This is a genomic window from Variovorax sp. OK605 (assembly GCF_900115445.1).
GTDB lineage: Bacteria > Pseudomonadota > Gammaproteobacteria > Burkholderiales > Burkholderiaceae_C > Variovorax.
In genome coordinates, this window is record NZ_FOWL01000002.1 from 711,249 (window position 1) to 733,231 (window position 21,983).

Annotated in this window: 19 protein-coding genes; 10 read left to right on the plus strand and 9 right to left on the minus strand. The window is 67.1% G+C overall.

The genetic code is table 11. The features are described 5' to 3' along the window. Nucleotides 1-11 precede the first annotated feature (11 nt). The gene (locus BM013_RS07745) at nt 12-914 is read right to left on the minus strand and encodes a LysR family transcriptional regulator (RefSeq protein ID WP_093124879.1); all 903 of its coding nucleotides are present in this window, start codon (nt 912-914) and stop codon (nt 12-14) included. A gap of 111 nt (nt 915-1,025) precedes the next feature. Here BM013_RS07745 and BM013_RS07750 point away from each other — a divergent pair, with 111 nt between their 5' ends. Genes BM013_RS07750 through BM013_RS07760 form a run of 3 tightly spaced genes read left to right on the plus strand, consistent with a single transcriptional unit; the run spans nt 1,026 to nt 4,222 of the window. Continuing rightward, nucleotides 1,026-1,988: a hydroxymethylglutaryl-CoA lyase gene (locus tag BM013_RS07750; protein ID WP_093124881.1), complete on the plus strand. Its 963-nt coding sequence runs from the start codon at nt 1,026-1,028 to the stop codon at nt 1,986-1,988. Continuing rightward, complete coding sequence (locus BM013_RS07755) at nt 1,985-3,187, plus strand: CaiB/BaiF CoA transferase family protein (RefSeq protein WP_093124883.1); 1,203 nt, start codon at nt 1,985-1,987, stop codon at nt 3,185-3,187. Before BM013_RS07750 ends, BM013_RS07755 begins: the two co-directional genes overlap by 4 nt. Nucleotides 3,188-3,229: 42 nt before the next feature. Continuing rightward, the gene (locus BM013_RS07760; RefSeq protein WP_093124886.1) at nt 3,230-4,222 is read left to right on the plus strand and encodes a Bug family tripartite tricarboxylate transporter substrate binding protein; all 993 of its coding nucleotides are present in this window, start codon (nt 3,230-3,232) and stop codon (nt 4,220-4,222) included. A gap of 51 nt (nt 4,223-4,273) precedes the next feature. Here BM013_RS07760 and BM013_RS07765 read toward each other — a convergent pair whose 3' ends face one another. The 4 genes from BM013_RS07765 to dnaG form a co-directional block, all read right to left on the minus strand. Beyond that, complete coding sequence (locus tag BM013_RS07765; protein WP_093124888.1) at nt 4,274-5,401, minus strand: HPP family protein; 1,128 nt, start codon at nt 5,399-5,401, stop codon at nt 4,274-4,276. 19 nt (nt 5,402-5,420) lie between these two features. Then, nucleotides 5,421-6,656 (minus strand): multidrug effflux MFS transporter, encoded by a 1,236-nt coding sequence (locus BM013_RS07770; RefSeq protein ID WP_093124890.1) that lies wholly within the window; start codon nt 6,654-6,656, stop codon nt 5,421-5,423. 107 nt (nt 6,657-6,763) lie between these two features. Continuing rightward, the gene (gene rpoD / locus BM013_RS07775) at nt 6,764-9,109 is read right to left on the minus strand and encodes an RNA polymerase sigma factor RpoD (RefSeq protein WP_093124892.1); all 2,346 of its coding nucleotides are present in this window, start codon (nt 9,107-9,109) and stop codon (nt 6,764-6,766) included. Between the two features lie 298 nt (nt 9,110-9,407). After that, entirely contained in the window at nt 9,408-11,432 is a 2,025-nt protein-coding gene (gene dnaG, locus BM013_RS07780) for a DNA primase (protein WP_093125235.1), read from the minus strand. An 82-nt stretch (nt 11,433-11,514) separates the two neighbouring features. Here dnaG and BM013_RS07785 point away from each other — a divergent pair, with 82 nt between their 5' ends. Further along, a complete protein-coding gene (locus BM013_RS07785) occupies nt 11,515-12,462 on the plus strand; it encodes a YihY/virulence factor BrkB family protein (protein WP_093124895.1) in 948 nt (315 codons plus the stop codon). Here BM013_RS07785 and BM013_RS07790 read toward each other — a convergent pair. Continuing rightward, nucleotides 12,410-13,168: a 3-hydroxyacyl-CoA dehydrogenase gene (locus BM013_RS07790; RefSeq protein ID WP_093124897.1), complete on the minus strand. Its 759-nt coding sequence runs from the start codon at nt 13,166-13,168 to the stop codon at nt 12,410-12,412. The genes BM013_RS07785 and BM013_RS07790 overlap by 53 nt on opposite strands. Nucleotides 13,169-13,405: 237 nt before the next feature. Beyond that, entirely contained in the window at nt 13,406-13,957 is a 552-nt protein-coding gene (locus BM013_RS07795; RefSeq protein WP_093124900.1) for a phasin family protein, read from the minus strand. A gap of 226 nt (nt 13,958-14,183) precedes the next feature. Between BM013_RS07795 and BM013_RS07800 the strand changes: the two genes are divergently transcribed. Further along, nucleotides 14,184-14,636 carry an acyl-CoA thioesterase gene (locus BM013_RS07800; RefSeq protein WP_093124902.1) on the plus strand — a complete coding sequence of 151 codons (453 nt, stop codon included), beginning with the start codon at nt 14,184-14,186 and terminating at the stop codon, nt 14,634-14,636. A gap of 98 nt (nt 14,637-14,734) precedes the next feature. On the opposite strand, the gene BM013_RS07805 is transcribed toward BM013_RS07800, so the two are convergent. Further along, a complete protein-coding gene (locus BM013_RS07805) occupies nt 14,735-15,142 on the minus strand; it encodes a hypothetical protein (RefSeq protein WP_093124905.1) in 408 nt (135 codons plus the stop codon). Between the two features lie 71 nt (nt 15,143-15,213). Then, nucleotides 15,214-15,447, minus strand: a complete 234-nt coding sequence (locus tag BM013_RS07810) for a CsbD family protein (protein WP_093124907.1) — start codon at nt 15,445-15,447, stop codon at nt 15,214-15,216. Nucleotides 15,448-15,642: 195 nt separating this feature from the next. On the opposite strand from BM013_RS07810, the gene pncB reads away from it, so the two are divergent. The 5 genes from pncB to BM013_RS07835 all read left to right on the plus strand — a co-directional run bounded on the left by pncB (nt 15,643) and on the right by BM013_RS07835 (nt 21,957). Next, on the plus strand, nt 15,643-16,863 hold the full coding sequence (gene pncB, locus BM013_RS07815) for a nicotinate phosphoribosyltransferase (protein ID WP_093124910.1): 1,221 nt from the start codon (nt 15,643-15,645) through the stop codon (nt 16,861-16,863). 35 nt (nt 16,864-16,898) lie between these two features. Next, on the plus strand, nt 16,899-18,311 hold the full coding sequence (locus tag BM013_RS07820) for a sodium:proton antiporter (RefSeq protein WP_093124912.1): 1,413 nt from the start codon (nt 16,899-16,901) through the stop codon (nt 18,309-18,311). 50 nt (nt 18,312-18,361) lie between these two features. Continuing rightward, on the plus strand, nt 18,362-19,348 hold the full coding sequence (locus tag BM013_RS07825; RefSeq protein ID WP_093124915.1) for a 2-hydroxyacid dehydrogenase: 987 nt from the start codon (nt 18,362-18,364) through the stop codon (nt 19,346-19,348). Between the two features lie 69 nt (nt 19,349-19,417). Beyond that, the gene (locus BM013_RS07830) at nt 19,418-20,797 is read left to right on the plus strand and encodes a DNA recombination protein RmuC (protein ID WP_093124917.1); all 1,380 of its coding nucleotides are present in this window, start codon (nt 19,418-19,420) and stop codon (nt 20,795-20,797) included. Beyond that, nucleotides 20,794-21,957 carry an MFS transporter gene (locus tag BM013_RS07835; protein ID WP_093124920.1) on the plus strand — a complete coding sequence of 388 codons (1,164 nt, stop codon included), beginning with the start codon at nt 20,794-20,796 and terminating at the stop codon, nt 21,955-21,957. The genes BM013_RS07830 and BM013_RS07835 overlap by 4 nt, the downstream gene beginning before the upstream one ends. The last annotated feature ends 26 nt before the right edge of the window (nt 21,958-21,983 follow it).

A 21,983-nucleotide genomic window follows, 5' to 3' on the forward strand; every position in this document is an offset into this window, starting at 1 on the left:
GACGCCAGCCGTCAGTCGGTCGCGCAGCGTTCCAGGTGCGCGACCAGCAATTGCGCCGACGGCGACAGCGCCGCGTCGCCCCGGAAGCAGATGGCAAAACGCCGCCGTGCCCAGGCATCGGTCAGCGGCATCAGCCGCAGCCCGAAGGCGTCGGTGAAAGGCCGCGCCACCTCCGCGGGCACCACGCTGATGGCCAGCCCGGCGCGCACCACGCGCAGCGCGGCGTCGAAGTTCGACACCAGCACCCGGTACACCAGCGGCTTGCCCGCCACCGCCGCCTCGCGCGCCAGCATGAGCTGCACGGCGCTCAGCGCGGGCATGCCGACGAACTCATGGTCGAGCACCTGCTCGAAGCGCACATCGTCATGCTGCGCCACCGGGTGCGACGGGTGCGCGACGATGGCCAGGTGGTCGCAGCGGTAGCTGCGCCGCTCCAGCCCGTCGAGGTCGGCGGCGTCCCAGCACAGGCCGATGGAGGCCACGCCTTCGCGGATGCCGCGCACGATCTCGGGGCTCACGCGCTCTTCCATGTCGACACGGATGTTGCGGTGGGCCGGGTCCTGCAGGAACCTGGCCACGTCTTCGGCCAGCGACTCGGCCATGACCGAGGCCGAGGCCAGGATGCGCACATGCCCGCGCGCGCCGCCCGCATAGGCGGCCATGTCGCGCTCGATGCGGTGGGCGCTGCCGAGCATGGCGCGGGCGTGCTCCAGCAGCGTTTCGCCAGCCGGCGTGGGCACCACGCCGCGGCGCTTGCGCAGCAGCAGCGGCGTGCCCACCGTGTCTTCCAGCTGCGCCAGCCGCTTGCTGATGGCCGAGCCGACCAGGCTGGCCTGCTCGCCGGCGCGCGCGATGCTGCGGGTTTCACACACGGAGACGAAAAGGCGCAGGGTGGTCAGGTCGAGGTCGCGCATGGTGTTTTTTTGATGTTCCGTTTTGGAAGCCATTGGCTTCCAAAATATACCTTCTGGATCAGTTCGGAAATTCTAAGATTCCGCCGTACCCCTCACGACGGAGACAAAGTCTTGATTCACGCCTTCCTGCCGCCCCGCGCGGTCGTTCGCGAAGTGGGCCTGCGCGACGGCCTGCAGAGCATTGCCCGCGTGCTGCCCACCGCACGCAAGCTCGAATGGATCCGCGACGCGCACGCGGCCGGCCAGCGCGAGATCGAAGTGGGCTCCTTCGTGCCCGCGCACCTGCTGCCGCAGCTGGCCGACACGGCCGAACTGCTGGCCTGTGCCAAGACGCTGCCGGGGCTTTTCGCCTCGGTGCTGGTGCCCAACCTGAAGGGCGCCGAACGCGCCATCGCGGGCGAGGCCGACCTGATGATCGTGCCGCTGTCGGCCAGCCACGCGCACAGCCTGGCCAACCTGCGCAAGACGCCCGACGAGGTGGTGGCCGAGGTCGGCCGCATCCGCGCGGCGCGCGACGCGGCGGGCTCCAGGACGCTGATCGACGGCGGCGTGGGCACGGCCTTCGGCTGCACGATCCAGGGCGCGGTCGACCCCGACGAAGTGCTGCGGCTGATGCAGGCGCTGCTGGACGCCGGTGCCGACCGCGTGAGCCTGGCCGACACCGTGGGCTATGCCGATCCGGCGATGGTGCGCAGCCTGTTCGAGCGCGCGCTGCGCATCGCGGGCGACCGCCTGTGGTGCGGGCACTTCCACGACACGCGCGGCATGGGGCTCGCCAACGCCTATGCCGCGCTCGAGGTCGGCATCACGCGCTTCGACGCCTGCCTGGCCGGCATCGGCGGTTGCCCGCACGCACCCGGTGCCAGCGGCAACGTGAACACCGAAGACCTGGTCTTCATGCTGCAGAGCATGGGCGTGCAGACGGGCGTCGATCTGCCGAAGCTGCTCGACCTGCGCCAGCGCGTGGCCGCGTGGCTCGACGGCGAAACCCTGCAGGGCACGGTATGGCGCGCGGGCTTTCCCAAGACTTTCGCCGCCGAAGAAGGCGCGGCCGAAGAAGGCGCAGCCGCATGAGCACGCCCGAACCCAAACGCCTGCCGCTTGCCGGCATCCGCGTCGTCGAATTCACGCACATGGTCATGGGCCCGACCTGCGGCATGGTGCTGGCGGACCTGGGCGCGGAAGTCATCAAGGTCGAGCCCATCGAGGGCGACCGCACGCGGCACCTGCTGGGCGCCGGCGCGGGTTTCTTCCCCATGTTCAACCGCAACAAGAAGAGCATCGCGCTCGACCTGCGGCATCCGCAGGGGCTGGAAGCCGCGCTGCGCCTGTGCGCCACGGCCGACGTGGTGGCGCAGAACTTCAAGCCCGGCACCATGGACAAGTACGGCCTGGGCTACGCGGCGTTGGGCAAGCTCAACCCGCGCCTCATCTATGTCAACCATACGGGCTTCCTGCCCGGCCCCTACGAGCACCGCACGGCGCTCGACGAGGTGGTGCAGATGATGGGCGGGCTCGCCTACATGACCGGGCGCCCCGGCGACCCGCTGCGCGCGGGCACCAGCGTGAACGACATCATGGGCGGCATGTTCGGTGCCATCGGCGCCATCGCCGCGCTGATGCAGCGCATGGAGACGGGCAAGGGGCAGGAGGTGCAGTCGGCGCTGTTCGAGAACAACGTGTTCCTGGTCGGCCAGCACATGCTGCAGTACGCGATCACGGGGCAGGCGGCGGCGCCGATGCCCGACCGCATCTCGGCGTGGGCGCTGTACGACGTGTTCACCGTGAAGGACGGCGAGCAGATCTTCCTGGCCGCGGTGAGCGACGCGCAGTGGAAGACCTTCTGCGACGCGCTGGGCTTCGATGACCTCAAGGCCGACCCCGGCCTGGCCACCAACAACCAGCGCGTGCGCGTGCGGCACACGCTGCTGGCCGACCTGCGCACGCGGCTCGCGGGGCGCAGCGCCGCGGAGCTCACCGATATCTTCGAATCGCGCGGCCTGCCGTTCGCGCCGATCCGCCGGCCCGAGGAGCTCTACGACGATCCGCACCTGAAGGCCACGGGCGGCCTGGCCGACATCCGCCTGCCCGACGGCGAGCACGCGGGCGAGATGGCGCAGACCACGCTGTTCCCCATCACGCTGGGCGGCGAGCGGCTGGGCGTGCGGCTGCATCCGCCCATGCTGGGCGAGCACACGCGCGAGCTGCTGGGCGAGCTGGGCTACGAGGCCGCGCAGATGGACGCGATGCAGGAGGCCCACGCCGTGGCCTGAACGTTCCTGCGACAGATCAACAAAGAAAGAGAGACAAAGAACATGAACACGATCCACATCCCCTCGAAGCTCACGCGCCGTTCGCTGCTGGGCCTCGGCGCATCCGCCGCCGCGCTCACGGCGTTTCCCGCACTGGCGCAGGGCTCCGACAAGCCGATCCGCTTCATCCTGCCGATCAGCGCCGGCTCGGGCGTCGACACCATCGTGCGCGCGGCCTCGGTGGCGCTGGGCAAGAGCCTGGGCCAGCCCGTGGTCATCGAGAACCTGCCGGGCGCGGGCGGCATCACGGGCGCGGCGGCCATCGCCAAGGCGCCGCCGGACGGGCTCACGCTGGGCATGGTGTCGAACAACCACGTCATCAACCCGGCGGTCTACAAGAAGATGCCCTTCGACGCGGTGAAGGACTTCACGCCGATCTGCGTGGTGGGCGCCACGCCGCTGGTGTTCGTGGCCAACCCCAAGCTGCCCGCGAAGAACGTGCAGGAGCTCATTGCGTTGCTGAAGTCGAAGCCGGGCGAGTTCAACTATGCGTCGTCGGGCAACGGCACCATCCTGCACCTGGCCGACGAGATGTTCATGGACGAGGCGGGCGTGAAGGCGCGGCACATTCCGTACAAGGGCACCGGGCCGATGATGACGGACATGATCGGCGGCCAGGTCGAGATGGGCGTGGTCGCGCTGCCCGCCGTGCAGCAGCACATCAAGAGCGGCGCGCTGCGCGCCATCGGCCTGTGCGGCGCCACGCGCTCGGCGGCCGCGCCCGACATCGCGACCATCGCGGAGCAGGGGCTGCCGAACTACGCGGTCGAGGGCTGGTTCGCGGTGATCGGGCCGGCGAAGATGCCGGCGGCCGACGTGCAGCGCATCCACGACGCCGTGGTCGCGGCCTACACCAGCCCCGACGTGCGCGACGCGATGGACAAGCAGGGCAACGTCATCAGGCCCACCACGCCGGAGCAGGCGGCGGCGTATTTCCGCAGCGAGGCTGTGCGCTATGCGGCGCTGGTGAAGAAGGCGAACGTCACGATCGAGTGAAGGTCTTGCGCCTTCCCCCGGGAGGGGAGGGAGAAAGACAAAGGCCGGGGTCTATGCGGGGCCGACAGCGCGGTACAGCGCCCGCACGAAATCCGACTGCGTGATCATCCCGGTCAGCCGCTTCTCTTCATCGATGATCGGAATGTGGTGGTGCCCACCCTCGGAGAACAGCGGCACCAGGTCGACCACGGGCCGGTCGGCGCTGGCCACGCGCACCTGGCGCGTCATGATCTGGCCGACCACCTCGGGCTTGTTCGACATCACCGTGCGCGTGGCGCGGATCAGGTCGCGCAGCTTGCCCGCGATGCCTTCATGGTGCTGCAGGTCGAGCTGGCGGAAGAAGTCGGCCTGCGTCACGATGCCCACCACACGGCGCGTGCGGTCGGTGACGGGCAAGGCCTTGATGCGGCGCTCGTGCATCAGCGCCCAGGCTTCCTGCAGCGGCGTGCCGAACTCCACCGAAACGGGCGTGGCCGACATGATGTCGGCGCAGTGCAGCGTGCCCAGGCGCCGCTTGTACGACTCGAGCTCGGTCTGCTGGATCAGCGACTCGAGGTCGTCGCGGCTGATGTCCAGCACCTGGTTGTAGCGGGCCAGCACGGCGTCGATGTCGGCCTGGCTGAAGCGCGCGTTGGCCGCCGGCGGGCGCGCCACCTGCACGTGCGGATAGCGCCGGCCGGTGAGCGTGTTGTAGGCCACGCCGGCCAGCACCAGCAGCAGCGAATTGGTGAAGAAGGGGAAGAGGGCCGACGAAAAATGCGTGGTGTGCGTGAGCACCGCCAGCAAGGCCGCGGCACCGCCCGGCGGATGCAGGCAGCGCGCGCTGAACATCAGGCCGATGGCGCCGGCGACCGCGACGGCGCCGGCCAGCGCGGGATCGGGAATCCAGTTCGCGGCGGCGATGCCGACCACCGCCGACAGCGTGTTGCCGCCGATCACCGACCACGGTTGCGCGAGCGGGCTCGCGGGCACCGCGAACACCAGCACGGCGCTGGCGCCCAGCGGCGCGATCAGCCAGACGCTGGCATGCAGCGGGCTCGCCAGCCAGTGCGACAGCAAGGCCGCGACCAGCAGGCCGAGCCCGGCACCGCCCACCGCGCGCAGGCGCTCGCGGGCATCGACGTTGGAGCGCGCCGGCAGCCAGGCGCGCGCATGGGTCCAGAGGGCGTCGAAGCGCATCGGAAGGTCGCTCCCTTCGTCAGCCTTCGTGCGCCACCATGCGCCCGATCTCGGGCCAGCGGCCGTGCAGCCAGACCCAGGCGACCAGGCCGATGGCGAGCATGCTCAGCGAGGTGAGCGCGAGCGCGAGCGTGGAGTGCATCACCAGCGGTGCCACCGCGCCTGCCACGATTCCGTTGGCGGTGGAGCCGATCACGGCCTGCAGCGACGAGGCCATGCCGCGGCGCTCGGGGTGCAGGTCGAGCACCAGCAGCGTGACCACCGGCACCATCAGCGCCCAGCCGAAGGCGAACACCGCCAGCGGCCACAGCGCCCACGCCACGTGGGCCTGGAAGAAGAAGTTGGCCACCACGTTGACCACCGAGGTCACCAGCATGATCAGGAAGCCGTCGCGGATCTGCCGCTTGGGCGCCACCTTGCCGGCCATGCGGCCGCTGGCGCGCGCGCCGAGCATGATGCCGCCGATGGTCAGCAGGAAGAACCAGAAGAACTGCTGCGGCTGCAGCGCGAGGCGGTCGCCCAGGAACGCGGGCGCGGCCAGCACGTACAGGAACATGCCGTTGAAGGGCACGCCGCTGGCGAAGGCCAGCAGCAGGAAGCGCGGGTCGGAGCACAGGTCCCAGTAGCCGCGCAGCAGGTGGCGCACCTGGAACGGCTGGCGGTGGGTCTTGTGCAGCGTCTCGGGCAGCAGCTTGTAGTTGGCCGCGAACAGCACCACGCCCACCGCCACCAGGAACCAGAACACCGCGTGCCAGCCCGCGTGCACGAACAGGAAGCCGCCCACGATGGGCGCGATGGCCGGCGCCACGCCGAAATAGATCGTCACCTGGCTCATGACCCGCTGCGCCTCGGCGGGCGGGAACATGTCGCGGATGACCGCGCGCGAGACCACGATGCCGGCGCCGGTCGACAGGCCCTGCAGGCCGCGGAACAGCACCAGTTGCGTGATGTTCTGCGACAGCGCGCAGCCCAGCGAGGCCACGGTGAACACCGCCAGGCCCCACAGCACCACGGGCCGGCGCCCGAAGCTGTCCGACAGCGCGCCGTGGAACAGGTTCATGAACGCGAAGCCGAACAGGTAGGCCGACAGCGTCTGCTGCATCTCGGCCGGCGTCGCGCCGATCGACTGCGCAATGCCCGAGAACGCCGGGATGTAGGTGTCGATGGAAAACGGACCGAGCATGCCCAGCACGGCGAGCAGCACGGCAAGCGCCCAGCGCGGGGCCTGCCAGAGTTTGTCTGCATCGGGATTCATGGGGTCAGCGCCTCCGTGGGTACTTGTCGTTGTCGAGAGCAAAAAAAGAGAACGCCCGCCGCCCGGGTGAGGGGCAAGGCGGGCGCTTTGGCTTCAGCGAACCCGGATTACAGGGTGTCGATGAAGCTGCGCAGCTTGTCGGAACGCGACGGGTGCTTCAGCTTGCGCAGCGCCTTGGCTTCGATCTGGCGGATGCGTTCGCGGGTCACGTCGAACTGCTTGCCGACTTCTTCCAGCGTGTGGTCGGTCGACATCTCGATGCCGAAGCGCATGCGCAGCACCTTGGCTTCGCGCGGCGTGAGGCTGTCGAGGATGTCCTTGACCACGTCGCGCAGGCCGGCTTGCATCGCGGCCTCGATGGGGGCCGTGTTGCTGCTGTCCTCGATGAAGTCGCCCAGGTGCGAATCGTCGTCGTCGCCGATCGGCGTTTCCATGGAGATCGGCTCTTTCGCGATCTTCATGATCTTGCGGATCTTGTCTTCAGGAATCTCCATCTTCGCGGCCAGGATGCCGGCGTCGGGCTCGAAGCCGAACTCCTGCAAATGCTGGCGCGAAATGCGGTTCATCTTGTTGATCGTCTCGATCATGTGCACAGGGATGCGGATGGTGCGCGCCTGGTCGGCGATCGAGCGGGTGATGGCCTGGCGGATCCACCACGTGGCGTACGTCGAGAACTTGTAGCCGCGACGGTATTCGAACTTGTCGACCGCCTTCATCAGGCCGATGTTGCCTTCCTGGATCAGGTCCAGGAACTGCAGGCCGCGGTTGGTGTACTTCTTGGCGATGGAGATCACGAGGCGCAGGTTGGCCTCGATCATTTCCTTCTTGGCGTCACGCGAAGACGATTCGCCTTCGTTCATGCGCTTGTTGATGTCCTTCAGCTGGGTCAGCGGCACCACCACGCGCGACTGGATGTCGGCCAGGCGCTGCTGCAGTTCCTGCACCGGCGGAATGTTGCGCGCGAGCACGGCGCTCCAGGGCTTGCCGGCGGCGGCCTGCTTCTCGACCCACTTCAGGTTCAGCAGGTTCGACGCGATGCGGTTGCCGTTCTTGTCGAAGCCGCTGAAGTCGCGGATGAACTCGTCCTGCGGGAAGCCGCACTTGTCCACGATGATGCGGCGCAGCTCGCGTTCCTTCTTGCGAACGTCGTCCACCTGCGTGCGCACCAGGTCGCACAGCTTCTCGATGGTCTTGGCCGTGAAGCGGATGGTCATCAGCTCTTCGGACAGGGACTCCTGCGCCTTGGCGTACGACGGCGTGCCGTAGCCTTCCTTGTCGTAGATCTTGTGGACCTTCTCGAACATGCCGGCGATGCGGTCGAAACGCGCGAGCGCCTCGTTCTTGAGTTCTTCGAGCTTCTTGGTCAGGGCCTTGGAGCCGCCCTTGCCGTCGTCGTCGTCTTCCTCGTCGAATTCGTCGAAGTCTTCTTCGGCCACATAGTCGTCGGCCTCGTTGGGGTTCGAGAAGCCGTCCACGATGGTCGAGATGACGACCTTGCCTTCGCGGATTTCAGCGGCCAGGCGCAGGATCTCGGCGATGGTGGCGGGGGAGGCCGAAATGGCTTCCATCATGGCCATCAGGCCGCCTTCGATGCGCTTGGCGATTTCGATTTCGCCTTCGCGCGTCAGCAGCTCGACCGTGCCCATTTCGCGCATGTACATGCGAACCGGGTCGGTGGTGCGGCCGAATTCGCTGTCCACCGTGGACAGGGCCGCTTCGGCTTCTTCCTCGGCTTCTTCCACCGTGGTGGCGGTGGGCGCGGTGTTGTTCAGCAGCAGGGTTTCGGCGTCGGGCGTCTGCTCGTACACCGCCACGCCCATGTCGTTGAGCATGGTGACCACGACTTCCATGGTCTCGGCGTCGACCAGCTTGTCGGGCAAGTGGTCGGAGATTTCGCCGTGCGTGAGGTAGCCGCGGGTCTTGCCAAGCGTGATCAGGGTCTTCAGGCGCGAGCGGCGCTTGGCCAGGTCTTCTTCGGAGAGCACGGTCTCGTCGAGGCCGAACTCCTTCATCAAGGCGCGTTCCTTCGCCTTGCTGATCTTCATGCGCAGCGGCTTGACCTTTTCCTCGGTCGTCGTGGCGGCCGCGGGTTCGTCGCCCGCCAGGTCCTCTTCGATGTCCGACAGGTCGATGTCGCTCTCGGGCGCGTCCTTGTCAGCCTTGGGCTTGCGGCCGCGCTTGGCGCCGGTGGCGGGCGATGCTGAACCAGCTGCAGCGGCGGCCTTGGGCGGGCGGCCGACCTTCTTGGCGGCCGGAGCGGCTGCTTTTTTGGGATCGTCGAGAGAAGTCGATTTCGTGGGCACGGTTTTCACTTTCGTTGCGGCTGCCGCTTTGGACGCGGCGGCACCCGTCTTAGTTGCTGGCTTAGCGCCGGCTTTCAACGGTTTTTCTGCTGCGGGCTTGGTGGCGACGCTTTTGGCAAGTGAAGGAGCAGGCTTCTTTGAACTGGGCATACGACCTCGTTACGACAAGAAAAGACAAGCGAAATCACAGGCGCACCGTCACACGGACAGCGCCACCACAGCCCGTGCACAGGCACGGACTTAAAACAATTGGGAAAGAGGAATTAATTCCTCAACAGGCAAGATGTCGGGCGAACATTTGGTATGCAGTCCTTGCGGTTATTGACCCTTTCCGCCGGAATTTACCGTTGGAGTGCGTTGCGCTAGGGGTCGGCCCGGAGGTGCTGCTGTCGCTCTTGCCTAATTTCGCCAGTTGCGAAGCCCTACATTATAGCGCGTTGCGAAAATTTCAAGCAGTTTCTGCACCGGAAGAGCGCATGCGGGCCCGCAATTCGAGTCGCCGGGTCTCCAGCGCCTTGTAGCGCTCGAGGGCCTTGGGGTCTTTACCTACGGCGGCGATGGCCTCGCTTTGCTGAACCTTGAGGCGGTCGTCGAGCATGAAGTCGAGCACGCTGGAGAGTTCGCGGGCCGCCTCGGCCAGGTGTTGGGCCTCTTCGCCCTCGGGCACCGGGCCGGCTTCGGCGACGGACATGAGCCGTTCGGCCAAGGCCTCGAAATCCATGCCGCGCATGCCTTCGCGCAGTGCCGCCCAGGGCTGGACGCCGTGCTCGTGCAGCTGGCTGTCGAGCCAGGTGAAGAGCGCGCCGTGCGGGCCGGACTGGTCGCACAGCATCACGTGGAGCTCGTGCGACAGCGCCTCCCATTGCGCCATGTTCGACAGCAGCAGCCGCACCGCCACGTCGGGCCGGCTCGGCGGCGCGCCGCGGCCGCGCAGGGGCTCGATCGGCTCCTCGAACTTGCCGCCCCAGCGCTTGCCCTTGACGAACTTGCGCTGCTGGAATTTCGGTTTGCTATCGTTTTCGTAGCGCGGCGGCTCGTAGTCCTGCGGCGGCGGCATGTCCGGGTAGTAGTCGTCGCCACCACCACCTCCGTTGTAGCCGCCGGGTTCGTTGTGGCGCTGCTGCGCGGGCGCGCCGCCGGCCTTGCGCGGGCCGGGCGTGGACGCCCAGAGTTCCGACAGCGCCGGCGCGTCGAGCTGCACCAGCGTCGCGATCTCGCTCAGCAGTTGCCGCTTGAGCGCGCCGTCGGGCATGGCACTCCAGAGCGGGCGCACGTTGCTGGTCATGTGGGCTCGGCCCTCGGCGGTCGTCAGGTCGCAGCCTTCGCGGGCGGCTTCGAGCATGAAGCGCGACAGCGGCGTGGCCTCGTTCACGAAGCGCGCAAAGGCGTCGGCACCGTGTTCGCGGATGAAGCTGTCGGGGTCGTGCTCGGCCGGCAGGAACAGGAACTTGATGCTGCGCACGTCGGTGGCGTAGGGCAGGGCGCCGTCCAGCGCCTTGCGTGCGGCGCGCCGGCCCGCGGCGTCGCCGTCGAAGCTGAACACCACCGATTCGGTGAAGCGGAAGAGCTTCTGCACATGTTCGGTGGTGCAGGCGGTGCCCAGCGTGGCCACCGCATTCGGAAAGCCGAGCTGGGCCAGCGCCACCACGTCCATGTAGCCCTCGGTCACGAGCGCGAAGCCGCGGTCGCGGAAGGCGGCGCGGGCCTCGTACAGGCCGTAGAGTTCGCGGCCCTTGCTGAAGACGGGCGTTTCGGGCGAGTTCAGGTACTTGGGCTTCTCGTCGCCCAGCACCCGGCCGCCGAAGCCGATGCATTCGCCCTTCACGTTGCGGATGGGGAACATCACGCGGTCGCGGAAGCGGTCGTAGCGCTTGGCGTCGGCCTCGCTGAGTTGGCCTTCCTCGTTGTTGACGATCACCAGCCCGCTTTCGGCGAGCAGCGGGTCGTCGTAGTCGGGGAACACGCTGGCCAGCGAGCGCCAGCCGGCCGGCGCGTAGCCGATGCCGAACTGCTTGGCCACCTCGCCGGAGACGCCCCGGCCCTTCAGGTATTCGATGGCGCCGGGCGCCTGGCGCAACTGCTTGCGGTAGGCGTCGCCGGCCTTTTCGAGCACGTCGGTCAGCGTGGCCTGTTTCTGGCGCTGGGTGGCGGCGCGGGCGCGTTCGGCGGGCGAGGCGTCGTCTTCCGGCACCTGCAGGCCGTACTGGCCGGCCAGGTCGTGCACCGCCTCGACGAAGCCCATGCCGGCGTGCTCCATGAGAAAGCCGATGGCGTTGCCGTGCACCCCGCAGCCGAAGCAGTGATAGAACTGCTTGGTCGGGCTGACGGAGAAAGACGGCGATTTCTCGCCGTGGAACGGGCACAGCCCCATGAAATTGGCGCCGGCCTTCTTCAGCTGCACATAGCGGCCGACGATCTCGACCACATCGGCGCGCGCGATGAGTTCCTGGATGAATGAAGCGGGGATGGTCATGTAGGCGAAGAGCGGCAAATCATACGCAAGCGCAGGGAGCCCTGCGGGCCGACGGCATACTGAAAGCGACCGAAATCCACGCATGAAGACCCCCAACCCCCTGCAACACGCCGCGCCGCTGCTGCGCCACCCCCTGCGATTCGCCTGGGAAGCACTCAAGGAATTCCGCGCCAACCAGGGGCTTCTGCTGGCCGGCGCGGTGGCGTACTACGCGCTGCTGTCCATCGTGCCGCTGCTGATCGTGAGCGTGATCGTGCTGTCGCACCTCATCGAGCAGTCGGAGCTGCTGCGCACCATCGGGCGCTACCTCGAATGGCTGCTGCCGGGGCAATCGAAGGCCATCGTGAGCGAGCTTTCGAGCTTCCTGGACCATCGCGACGTGCTGGGTCCGGTGCTGCTGGTGACGATGATCTTCTTCAGTTCGCTGGCCTTCAGCGTGCTCGAAAGCGCCATGGCGGTGATCTTTCACCACCGCAAGGCCGACCACAAACGGCATTTCCTGGTGTCGGTGGCCATGCCGTACATCTACATCCTGTGCCTGTGCGTGGGGCTGCTGCTGGTCACGCTGGTGTCGGGCGCGTTGCAGCTGGTGGGGCAGGAGAGCGTCGACCTGCTGGGCCGCAGCTGGTCGCTGTCGGGCATTTCGGGCCTGTTGCTGTACCTGCTGGGGCTGGGCGGCGAGATCTTCATGCTGACCTCGCTCTACCTGGTGATGCCCGCCGGGCGCATGTCGCTGCGGCATGCGCTGCTGGGCGGGGTCACGGCCGCGCTGCTGTGGGAGGCCACGCGGCGCGTGCTGATCTGGTACTTCTCGACGCTGTCGCAGGTGAACGTGGTCTACGGCTCGCTCACCACGGCGATCGTGGTGCTGCTGAGCCTGGAAATCGCCGCCACGCTGGTGCTGCTGGGGGCTCAGGTGATCGCGAACTACGAGCGCCTGGACCGCACCGGCAGCACGAAGCCGCCGAAGCCGGCGGTCAGCGGGGAGCCAATCGAATCGCTCCGTCCAGACGAATCACCTCGCCGTTGAGCATGTCGTTCTCGATGATGTGCTTGGCCAGCTTGGCGTAGTCCTCGGGCGTGCCCAGGCGCGACGGGAAGGGCACGCTGGCGGCCAGCGCGTCCTGCACTTCCTGCGGCATGCCGAACAGCATGGGCGTGCCGAAGATGCCGGGGGCGATGGTCATGTTGCGGATGCCGCTGCGCGCCAGGTCGCGCGCGATCGGCAGCGTCATGCCGACCACGCCGCCCTTGGAAGCGGCGTAGGCGGCCTGGCCGATCTGGCCGTCGTAGGCCGCGACCGAGGCGGTGGAAATCAGCACGCCACGCTCGCCGGTGGCTTCGGGCTCGTTCTTGCCCATGGCGTCGGCCGCCAGGCGGATCATGTTGAAGCTGCCGATCAGATTGACCGTGACGGTCTTGCTGAACACCGCCAGCGCGTGCGGGCCGTTCTTGCCCACGGTCTTCTCGGCCGGCGCGATGCCGGCGCAGTTGACCAGGCCGACCAGCTTGCCGAGCTTGACCGCCGCGGCCACCACGGCCTGGCCGTCGGCTTCCTGGCTCACATCGCACTTGACGAACACGCCGCCGATGTCCTTGGCCACGGCTTCGCCCTTGTCAGCCTGCATGTCGGCGACCACCACCTTGGCGCCGTTGGCCGCCAGCATGCGTGCCGTGCCTTCGCCGAGGCCCGAAGCGCCACCGGTCACGATAAAAACCTTGCCGTCGATCTGCATTGAAAGTCTCCTGGATAAGACCTTCATTATCGAAGAGGCGGCTGAGGCCAGGAACACCGCGGAACTGGCTTTGCCAGGCCGCAGGTGTTGCCCCCGGTAGGGGGAAGGAGAAGCGACACGAAGTGCGCGCAGCCTGGGGGGGCGAGCAACAGGAGCAAAAAAAAGGCCTCATCCGAAGATGAGGCCCTGAATTGGATCCGTGAGGACCCAAGGAGACAACTGGTGGTGGTCGACGGCTTAGCGCTTGCGCGAAGCGGTCGCGGTCTTCGCAGCGGCAACGGCTTGCGACGACACGGCGTTGAAGTTGGCTTCGGCAACGTCGGACGCTTGCTTGACGGCCTTCTGGACCGATTCGAAAGCGTTGTTGGCGGCGGCCACGGCGCTCTTCATGACGGCAACGGCGGTTTCCGAACCGGCCGGGGCGTTCTTGGAAGCGCTGTCGACCAGGCCGACGAAGGCTTGCTGGGCTTCAGAGGCCTTGGCTTCGAAAGCCTTGCTGAATTCGGCGCTGGTGCCTTGGGCGATGTCGTACAGGTGACGGCTGTAGGCCGCGGTCTTTTCGGCCAGGGGCTGGAACAGGCTGGCTTGCAGCGTCAGCAGCTCTTGGGCGTCCTTGACGCTCAGGGCGGCTTGGGCGGTGCTCTGGGCTTCGACCAGGGCTGCCTTCGAAGCGGTCACGTTCAGTTCGACGAGCTTCTCGACGCCTTCGAAAGCCTTGGTGGTCAGGCCGAACAGGGTTTCGAGGTTGGCTTTTTGGGCGGCGAGGATTTGGTCAGCGGTCAGGGCCATTTGAGATCTCCAGAAGGGATTGAGTGGTCGGGTCACGTTGCGCTGTCTCGCCGTCTATGTTGCGGTGCAGCATGGCCTCAAGTATAGGCAGCTGAGTTTTGCGATCAAGGGGTTTTTGCTGCCCTGCAGCAATTTAGAACCCGTCTTCTAAATTTCGAAATCCGGCTGTCGCAAGGGCGATCCCCCGGGGTTGGCAGCCCGGGTGCCGCTGGCAAAATGCCGCGCGATGAGCGCCCCCACCAACCCCGCAAAACCCACCCCGCACGCCCGCAGCGGCTACCGCGCGTTCCGCAGCATCCCGACCCGCTGGGCCGACAACGACATGTACGGCCACGTGAACAACGTCGTCTACTACAGCTGGTTCGACACCGCCGTGAACGCGCTGCTCATCGAGCGCGGGGCGCTCGACATCCACCAGGGCCAGGCCATCGGCTTTGTGGTGGAGACCCAGTGCAACTACTTCGCGCCGATCGCCTTCCCGCAGACGGTGGAGGCGGGCATCCGCGTTGCGCAGGCCGGCCGCTCGAGCGTGCGCTACGAGATCGCGCTGTTCGCCGAGGGCTCGGACAGCGCCGCGGCGCAGGGGCACTTCGTTCATGTGTATGTGGACCGTGCCACCCAGCGCCCGGTGCCGCTGCCCGACGCACTGCAGCAGGTGGTGGATTCGCTGAAGGCCTGACAGACCCGGGAGGCCCGGGCCGCATCGCATCGCAGCAGCTCCCATGACAAACGGCGCCCGAGGGCGCCGTTGATCTTTTCTTGTCGAGGCCTAAAGACTTACATCGCCTTCTTCATGGCCTTGATGTCGGCCTTGCCCTGAGCTTCGTCGGCCTTGGCCTGCTTCTGGCAGGCGGACTTGGCGTCGCCCTTCTGGTCGTCGCACTTTTCCTTCGCGACTTCGTAGGTGGCCTTCACCTTTTCTTCAGCCACCTTGCGGGCGTGGCTGTCGCTCGGCTGGTACTGCTGCTCGAGCTCTGCCTTGGCAACGTCTTCCTTGCCCTTGGCTTCCTTCATGCAGACATCCTTGGCGTTGTCCTTCATGGTGTCGCACTGCGCCTTGGCGACCTTGTAGTCGGCCTCGACCTTTTCCTTGGCGACCTTGTATTCGTCCTTGGTCATGGCGCTGGCTTGCGTGGCCATGAAGCAGGTGGAGGCGAGAGCCAGCATGAGGAGATGTTTTTTCATGGGATTTTTCCTTCGAGGAGTTGACGGAATTCAGTGGAGAGCGAATGAGGGCCGGGTGGCTGGCGAACCGGTCAGTACCGTTCGAACCACAGCGCGTCCGGCGTGCGGCCGTCGCGGCTTTCCCAGTCCTTGACCTGCTTCTCGGCGTCGTCGCGGCTGATGCCGTGGCGTTCCTGGATGCGGCCGAGCAACTGGTCGCGCTTGCCGGCGATGACATCGAAGTCGTCGTCGGTCAGCTTCCCCCATTGCTCCTTGACCTTGCCCTTGAGCTGCTTCCAGTTGCCTTCGATGGTGTCCTTGTTCATGCGAATCTCCTTTGAGAAGTTGATTCGGCGGGCCTTGTTTCGCCGCCGTGAAATCAATGTCACCGGACCGATTCGCCCCCTCGGTAGGACGTGCTGTTCAGGCCCCGTAGGCAGAGGCCGACGCACCCCGTGATAATCGAACGGACGCCAAAAGTTTGAGACCGCATCGCACTGCATCGAATCGCTTACAGCACCATGATCATTCACAGCCTGCTCGACACCGACCTCTACAAGTTCACGATGATGCAGGTGGTCCTGCACCACTTTCCGGGGGCGCGCGTGGAGTACCGCTTCAAGTGCCGCAACCCGGGCGTGAACCTCGCGCAGTTCGCGGGCCAGATCCGCGACGAGGTGCGCAGCCTGTGTTCGCTGCAGTTCCGCGACGCCGAGCTCGCCTACCTGCGCTCGATGCGCTTCATCAAGAGCGACTTCGTCGACTTCCTCGGGCTGTTCCGGCTCAACGAGAAGTACATCAACATCATTCCCCAGCCCTCGGGCGAACTCGAGATCCGCATCAAGGGGCCGTGGCTGCACACCATCCTGTTCGAGATCCCGGTGCTGGCCATCGTCAACGAGGTCTACTTCCGCAACACGCAGAAGCGCCCCGACTTCGAAGAGGGCCGCCGCCGCCTCGAGACCAAGATCTCGCAGCTGCAGGACCAGGGCCTGGCCGACCTGAAGATCGCCGACTACGGCACGCGCCGGCGCTTCTCCAAGGACTGGCACGAAGAGGTGCTGCGCACCCTCACGGCGCGCCTCGGCGCCGTCACCTCGCCGCCGGTGCAGGCACCGCCCGGCACGCGGCTGCCCCAGCTGGCGGGCACCAGCAACGTGCTGTACGCCATGAAGCTGGGCCTGATCCCGCTGGGCACCATGGCCCACGAATACCTGCAGGCCTGCCAGGCGCTCGGCCCGCGGCTGCGCGACAGCCAGATCTTCGGCTTCGAGAGCTGGGCGCGCGAGTACCGCGGCGACCTGGGCATCGCGCTGTCCGACGTGTACGGCATGAGCGCCTTCCTGCGCGACTTCGACCTGTACTTCTGCAAGCTCTTCGACGGCGCGCGCCACGACAGCGGCGACCCGTTCCAGTGGGGCGAGCGCATGCTGGCGCACTACCTCGCCAACCGCGTCGACCCGCTGACCAAGACGCTGATCTTCAGCGACGGCCTCACGGTGCCGCGCACCATCGAGCTCTACCAGCAGTTCCGCGGGCGCTGCCAGCTGGCCTTCGGCATCGGCACCAACCTCACCAACGACCTCGGGTACGAGCCGCTGCAGATCGTCATCAAGATGATCCACTGCAACGACCAGCCGGTGGCCAAGCTGTCGGACACGCCCTCCAAGAACATGTGCGAGGACGAGAAGTACCTGGCCTACCTGCGCCAGGTCTTCGAGATCGAACAACCCGCGGCCTGAAGGCTGTACTGACCCGTCTGGTACGGTACGGCCCCATGAAAAAGCCCCTGCGTTTCGCGGTTGCCGCGCTGCTCCCGCTGATGTTCCCTGCCTTGGCCATGGCCGCCGAGTTCGACGGTGCCGCCCTGTCGCCCTTGTGGGGTGTGCCGTTCGCCGGCATCCTGCTGTCGATCGCGCTGTTTCCGCTGCTGGCGCCGGGGTTCTGGCATCACCACTACGGCAAGATCGCGGCGGCCTGGGCGCTCGCGTTCCTGCTGCCCTTTGCCGCGACCTACGGCGCACCGCTGGCCGGCGCGCAACTCGTGCATGCGCTGGTGGAGGAATACATCCCCTTCATCATCCTGCTGACGGCGCTGTTCACCGTGGCGGGCGGCATTCACATCCGCGGCAACCTGCACGGGGCGCCGGGGCTCAACACCGGCCTGCTCGCCATCGGCGCGGTGCTGGCGAGCTTCATGGGGACCACGGGCGCCTCGATGCTGCTGATCCGGCCGCTCATTCGCGCCAACGACAACCGTGTGCACCGGGTCCACGTGGTCGTGTTCTTCATCTTCATCGTCTCGAACGCGGGCGGCTCGCTCACGCCGCTGGGCGATCCGCCGCTGTTCCTCGGCTTCCTGAAGGGCGTCGACTTCTTCTGGACCGCCAAGAACATCCTGCCCGACACGCTCTTCATCCTGGCCGTGCTGCTCGCGCTGTTCTACGCCATCGACCGCCACTACTACCGCAAAGAGGGCGTCTTGCCCGTCGATCCGACGCCCGACACCAAGCGCGTCGGTTTCGACGGTGGCGTCAACTTCTGGCTGCTGGGCGGGGTGATCTTCTTCGTGCTGCTCAGCGGGTTCTGGAAGTCGCCGGTCAGCTTCGATGTCTTCGGCACGCAGGTGGGCCTGCCCGGCCTGGTGCGCGACGTGGGCCTGATCGCCATCACGCTGCTCTCGCTGAAGATCACGCCGGCCAAGGTGCATGCCGACAACCAGTTCGAATGGGGCCCGATGGCCGAGGTGGCCAAGCTGTTCGCGGGCATCTTCCTGACGATCATCCCGGTGATCGCGATGCTCAAGGCGGGTGCGCAGGGCCCGTTCGGCGCCATCGTCTCGGCCGTGACGCGCGCCGACGGCCAGCCCGACCCGGCCATGTACTTCTGGGCGACCGGCGTGCTGAGCTCGTTCCTGGACAACGCGCCGACCTACCTGGTGTTCTTCAACACCGCGGGCGGCGACCCGGCGGCGCTGATGACCACCTATGCCTCCACGCTGGCCGCCATCTCGGCGGGCGCGGTGTTCATGGGCGCCAACACCTACATCGGCAACGCGCCCAACCTGATGGTCAAGGCCATTGCCGAGAGCCGCGGCGTGCGCATGCCGAGCTTCTTCGGCTACATGGCGTGGTCGGTGTCCATCCTGGTGCCGCTGTTCATCATTTCCACGTTCATCTTCTTCCGCTGACCTCCTTTCGACCTTTGCGACCTTTTCGACAAGAGACAAGAGACAACACCATGAGCAAGCCCAAGATCCTGATCGCGCGCGCGATCTTTCCCGAGACCATCGAGCGCCTGTCGCAGCATTTCGAGGTCGAGTCGAACCAGTCCGACGAAGGCTGGAGCAAGGAACAGCTGATCGCGAAGCTGCAGGGCAAGCAGGGCGCCTTCACCACCGGCAGCGAGCGCATCGACGCCGCGGTGCTCGACGCCTGCCCCGATCTGAAGATGTGCGCCAACATGGCCGTGGGCTACAACAACTTCGACGTCGACGCGATGGCCGCGCACGGCGTGCTCGGCACCAACGCACCCGACGTGCTGACCGAGACCACTGCCGACTTCGGCTTCGCGCTGCTGATGGCCACGGCGCGCCGCATCACCGAGAGCGAACACTTCCTGCGCGCGGGCAAGTGGCAGAAGTGGAGCTACGACATGTTCGCCGGCTCCGACATCCACGGTTCCACGCTCGGCATCATCGGCATGGGCCGCATCGGGCAGGGCATTGCCAGGCGCGGTGCGCACGGCTTCGGCATGAAGGTGGTCTATCACAACCGCTCGCGGCTCGACGCCGCGCTCGAGGCCGAATGCAAGGCCAGCTACGTGAGCAAGGAAGAGCTGCTCCAGACGGCCGACCACGTGGTGCTGGTGGTGCCGTACTCGGCGGCTTCGCACCACACCATCGGCGCGGCCGAGATCGCGCTGATGAAGCCGACCGCCACGCTGGTCAACATCGCGCGCGGCGGCATCGTCGACGACGCGGCGCTGGCCGTGGCCCTGCGCGAGAAGCGCATTGCCGCCGCCGGCCTGGACGTGTTCGAGGGCGAACCGAAGGTGCACCCCGACCTGCTGACCGTGCCCAACGTGGTTCTCACGCCGCACATCGCAAGCGCCACCGTGCCCACGCGCCGCGCCATGGCCGACCTGGCGGCCGACAACCTGATTGCGTACTTCGGCGGCAAGGGGCCCTTGACGCCCGTCACGCCTGTTCCGCCGGCCAGCAAGTAGAAGCTGAAAAAAAGCGCACGAGAAGAGCGCATAGAAAAACAAAGCGAGCAGCGGCACCGCCCCACGACCTTGGATTCCTATTCAGACCTGATTCTTGTCGGACTGGCCGTGCTCGCGGTCATCCAGCTCGTGCTGGTGATCTGGCTGCTGGCACGCCGGCAGCCTCCCGCCGATCACGGCGACCTGCTGCGGGTGCTGGCCACGATGGGTGCCGCCAGCGAGCGCACCGAGCGCGAGCTGCGCCACGAGATCGCCGAGAGTTCGCGCGGCGCGCGGCAGGAAACCGCGCAGGCCTTCGCCACCTTCCAGCGCGCGCTGGTGCAGCAGGGCGCCGAGGCCACGCGCACGCAGAACGCGCAGCTCGACGCGTTCTCGCTGCAGCTCGCGTCGCTGCAGAAGACGCTGGCCGACACGCTCAACACGCAGCTGCAGGGCCTGAGCGATGCGAATGCGCGGCGCCTGTCGGAAGTGCGCGCGACCATGGAAACGCAGCTCGCGCAACTGCAGCAGACCAACGCGGCCAAGCTCGACGAGATGCGCAAGACGGTCGACGAGAAGCTGCAGAGCACGCTCGAAGCGCGCCTTGGCGAGAGCTTCAAGCAGGTGGCCGACCGGCTCGAGCAGGTGCACAAGGGCCTTGGCGAAATGCAGACGCTGGCCGTCGGCGTCGGCAGCCTGCAGCGCGTGCTGACCAACGTGAAGACGCGCGGCGTGTTCGGCGAGGTGCAACTCGAGGCGCTGCTCGAACAGGTGCTCACGCCCGACCAGTATGCAAAGCAGGTAGAGACCAAGCCGCGCAGCGGACAGCGCGTGGATTTCGCCATCCGCTTTCCGGGCCGCGGCGACGACGGCGCGCCCGTGTGGCTGCCCATCGACGCCAAGTTTCCGCGCGACGACTACGAGCGGCTCATCGATGCGCATGAGCGCGCCGACGCCGCCGGTGCCGAGTTGGCGGCCAAGGCGCTCGAGGCGCGCATCCGTACCGAGGCCAAGTCGATTGCCGAGAGCTACCTGGCCGCACCGCACACCACCGACTTCGCCATCTTGTTCCTGCCGGTCGAAAGCCTCTATGCCGAGGTGCTGCGCCGCCCCGGCCTGATGGACGCCATCCAGCGCCAGCACCGCGTGACGCTGGCCGGCCCGACCACCTTGCTGGCCATGCTCAACAGCCTGCACATGGGCTTTCGGACGCTCGCGCTGGAGCGCCAGGCCTCCGAGGTGTGGAAGGTGCTGGGCGCGGTCAAGACCGAGTTCGAGCGCTACGGCGAATGGGTGTCGCGCATCAAGGAGCAGGTGGCCAAGGCCTCCGACACGCTCGACAAGGCCGACACGCGCGCCCGCCAGATGCGCCTGGCGCTGCGCAAGGTCGAGGCGCTGCCCGAGGCGCAATCGCAGGCACTGCTGCCACCCACGGCCGGCACCGATACAGAGGACGAAGAAACCCCGTGAAAGGCTCCGAACTGCTGCGTGTCATCGGGGCCCAGGTGTGCCTGCACGCGACCATGGCCGGCATGCGCCTCGCGACGCCGCTGCTGGCATTGCAGCAGGGCTACAGCGCGGCGGCGGTGGGCGTGCTGATCTCGCTGTACGCGCTGACCCAGGTGTTCCTGGCCCTGCCCGCGGGGCGCTTCACCGACCGGCACGGGTTCAAGCGGCCGCTGTGGCTGTCCGTGATCGCGGCGGTGACGGGCGCGGGGCTCGTGGCGGTCTTTCCGGTCTTTCCCGTGATGTGCCTTGCCGCGCTGCTGACCGGCGGCGCGACGGGGGTCACGGTCATCGCGTTCCAGCGGCACGTGGGCCGCTCGGCCACGAACCCGACGCAGCTCAAGCGCGTGTTCAGCTGGCTCGCCATTGCGCCGGCGCTGTCCAACTTCGTCGGCCCGTTCCTGGCCGGCATGCTGATCGACCATGCCGGTCGTTCGCCCGCGGACATGCTCGCGTTTCGCATCTGCTTCGTGGCCATGGCGGCGTTGCCCCTCATCTGCTGGCTGCTGACGCGCGGCGCGCACGAGCCGGCGCCCACGGCGCCCGTGGCGGGCGCCGTGCCCACGCGCGCCTGGGACCTGCTGCGCGAGCCGATGTTCCGGCGTCTGCTCTTCGTGAACTGGCTGCAGTCGTCGAGCTGGGACGTGCACGCCTTCGTGCTGCCGGTGCTGGGGCACGACCGCGGCATCAGCGCCTCGGTGATCGGCTCCATCCTCGGCGCCTTCGCCATTGCGGCGGCCGTCATTCGCGTGGTGTTGCCGGTGCTGGCCTCGCGCGCTTCGGAGCGCAGCGTGATCCTGATCTCCACGCTGGTCACGGCGATGGTGTTCTCGGTCTACCCGCTGCTCGACTCGGCCTGGACCATGGGCCTGTGCTCCGTGGTGCTGGGCTTCGCGCTGGGCGCGGTGCAGCCGATGGTGATGAGCATGCTGCACCAGATCACGCCGCACACGCGCCATGGCGAGGCGCTGGGCCTGCGGCTCATGACCATCAACGCGTCGAGCGTGGCCATGCCGATGCTGTTCGGTTCGCTTGGCGCGGTGATCGGCATCGGCGGCGTGTTCTGGGTGGTCGGCGGCGTGGTGGCGCTCGGCGCGCGCGCGACCTGGGGGTTGAAGGCCTGACGGGGCAGGGTGCGAAACCTGTTTTC

Bases quoted from the DNA above. Each gene is read 5' to 3' on its own strand.
- BM013_RS07770 (WP_093124890.1), bottom strand. From the start codon at position 6,656: ATGAATCCCGATGCAGACAAACTCTGGCAGGCCCCGCGCTGGGCGCTT.
- BM013_RS07820 (WP_093124912.1), top strand. From the start codon at position 16,899: ATGAAAAAGCCCCTGCGTTTCGCGGTTGCCGCGCTGCTCCCGCTGATG.
- BM013_RS07810 (WP_093124907.1), bottom strand. From the start codon at position 15,447: ATGAACAAGGACACCATCGAAGGCAACTGGAAGCAGCTCAAGGGCAAG.
- BM013_RS07760 (WP_093124886.1), top strand. From the start codon at position 3,230: ATGAACACGATCCACATCCCCTCGAAGCTCACGCGCCGTTCGCTGCTG.
- pncB (WP_093124910.1), top strand. From the start codon at position 15,643: ATGATCATTCACAGCCTGCTCGACACCGACCTCTACAAGTTCACGATG.
- BM013_RS07765 (WP_093124888.1), bottom strand. From the start codon at position 5,401: ATGCGCTTCGACGCCCTCTGGACCCATGCGCGCGCCTGGCTGCCGGCG.
- BM013_RS07755 (WP_093124883.1), top strand. From the start codon at position 1,985: ATGAGCACGCCCGAACCCAAACGCCTGCCGCTTGCCGGCATCCGCGTC.
- BM013_RS07790 (WP_093124897.1), bottom strand. From the start codon at position 13,168: ATGCAGATCGACGGCAAGGTTTTTATCGTGACCGGTGGCGCTTCGGGC.
- BM013_RS07795 (WP_093124900.1), bottom strand. From the start codon at position 13,957: ATGGCCCTGACCGCTGACCAAATCCTCGCCGCCCAAAAAGCCAACCTC.
- dnaG (WP_093125235.1), bottom strand. From the start codon at position 11,432: ATGACCATCCCCGCTTCATTCATCCAGGAACTCATCGCGCGCGCCGAT.
- BM013_RS07800 (WP_093124902.1), top strand. From the start codon at position 14,184: ATGAGCGCCCCCACCAACCCCGCAAAACCCACCCCGCACGCCCGCAGC.
- BM013_RS07825 (WP_093124915.1), top strand. From the start codon at position 18,362: ATGAGCAAGCCCAAGATCCTGATCGCGCGCGCGATCTTTCCCGAGACC.
- BM013_RS07805 (WP_093124905.1), bottom strand. From the start codon at position 15,142: ATGAAAAAACATCTCCTCATGCTGGCTCTCGCCTCCACCTGCTTCATG.
- BM013_RS07745 (WP_093124879.1), bottom strand. From the start codon at position 914: ATGCGCGACCTCGACCTGACCACCCTGCGCCTTTTCGTCTCCGTGTGT.
- BM013_RS07785 (WP_093124895.1), top strand. From the start codon at position 11,515: ATGAAGACCCCCAACCCCCTGCAACACGCCGCGCCGCTGCTGCGCCAC.
- rpoD (WP_093124892.1), bottom strand. From the start codon at position 9,109: ATGCCCAGTTCAAAGAAGCCTGCTCCTTCACTTGCCAAAAGCGTCGCC.